2 protein-coding genes are annotated in these 1,470 nt (G+C 74.7%); both read left to right on the forward strand.

Translation table 11 applies throughout. The features are described from left to right. The first annotated feature begins 133 nt into the window (after positions 1 to 133). Positions 134 to 1,006 (forward strand): molybdate ABC transporter substrate-binding protein, encoded by an 873-nt coding sequence (gene modA / locus ACZ6TV_RS28770; protein ID WP_465300405.1) that lies wholly within the window; start codon positions 134 to 136, stop codon positions 1,004 to 1,006. 27 nt (positions 1,007 to 1,033) lie between these two features. Further along, positions 1,034 to 1,470 (forward strand): carbohydrate-binding protein (locus ACZ6TV_RS28775; RefSeq protein ID WP_465300406.1); only part of this gene is annotated, 437 nt, incomplete at its 3' end.

Below are 1,470 nucleotides of genomic sequence, written 5' to 3' on the forward strand. Positions count from 1 at the left end.
GGGGGGGGGGGGGATGATAGGAAGAACAACCCCCCCCGTGCCGCCAGGAGTCCAGGAGGAAAAGCTTTTCCTCCTCCCCCCCCCCCCCCGGGCCGGACGACCGGCGAGCACTCGATCGAGCGGAGCCGCGCCGATGAACCTGCGCAGCCTGAGCGTCGTGACCGGGCGCCGACCGACCATCGTGGCCACCCTCGCGGTGGCCGTCGCGGTGGCTGTCGCCGGTCCCGGGCTGGCGGCGTGCTCCGGAACGCCGCCCCGTTCCGGGCCGCCGCCCGTCACGGCGCAGACCTCCGCCGGCCACGACCACCAGCACCCCGCCGGTGGACCGGTCGGGTCCGGCGCGCCGGGCGGGACGGTCGTCGTGCACGCCGCCGACGAGCTGCGCGCCACGCTGACCCTGCTGGTGCCGAAGTTCGAGGAGGCGTTCCCGGGTGTCCGGGTCGCGGTGGAGTACGGCGCCGGCGCCGAGCACGCCGGGCACATCCTCGCCGGCGCACCGGTCGACGTGTTCGTGTCCGCGGACGCGGTCGCCACCACCCAGGTCACGGCCGGGCACGTCCGTGGCACCCCCGCCGTCGTCGCCCGCAACCCGATCGTCATCGCCGTCCCGGCCGGCACCGGGATCGCCGGCGTCGCCGACCTTCCCCGCACCCGGGTGGCGCTGTGCGCCGAGACGACCCCATGCGGCCGGATGAGCCGCACCGCGCTCACCGCCGCCGCCGTCGACGTGCGCCCCGTCTCCGTCGAGCCCGACCCGGCCACCACGCTGGCCCGGGTCCGCACGGGCGCCGCCGACGCCGCCCTCGTCTACCGCACCGACGTCGTCGCCTCCGGCACCGACCTGCGTGCCCTCGACTTCGCCCAGGCGCTGCTCATCGCCGACCAGTACACCGCCCTCAAGGTCTCGACCGGCCGCAACACCGTCGGCGCCGACGCGCTCGTGGCGTTCCTCGGCTCCGCCCTGGCCCGGCACATCTTCGCCGACGCCGGCCTGTCACCCACCTGAACCGATCCATCGACGACGAGGAGTCACATGAGATCTGCACGTCGGAAGTTCGCACTGGCAATGGGCGTGGCCCTGACCGTCGTCACGGCGACGGTCCTGGTGCCAACGATCCAGGCCCAGGCCGGCAGCGCCGCCGTCCAGGCCGCCTGCACCGCACCGGTCTGGGCGGAAGGCAACACGTACACCGTGGGCACCCAGGTCACCTACCAGGGCCACACGTACCGGGCGCTGCAGACGCACACCGCCTACCCCGGGACCGGCTGGACCCCGTCAACCACGCCGTCGCTGTGGACGGACCTCGGCACGTGCACCGGCGGCGGTGGCCCGACCACTCCCCCGCCGACCACACCGGCCGGGACCCCGTCCGCGCCGGGGAACTTCCGGGTGACCGCGACCACGAACACCAGCTTCTCCCTGGCGTGGAACGCCTCGACGGGCACCGTCACCGGCTACCGCGTCTACGA

This window comes from Dactylosporangium sp. NPDC051087, assembly GCF_055586325.1.

Excerpts from the sequence above, each read along its gene's own strand:
- modA (WP_465300405.1), top strand. The coding sequence starts at position 134 with ATGAACCTGCGCAGCCTGAGCGTCGTGACCGGGCGCCGACCGACCATC.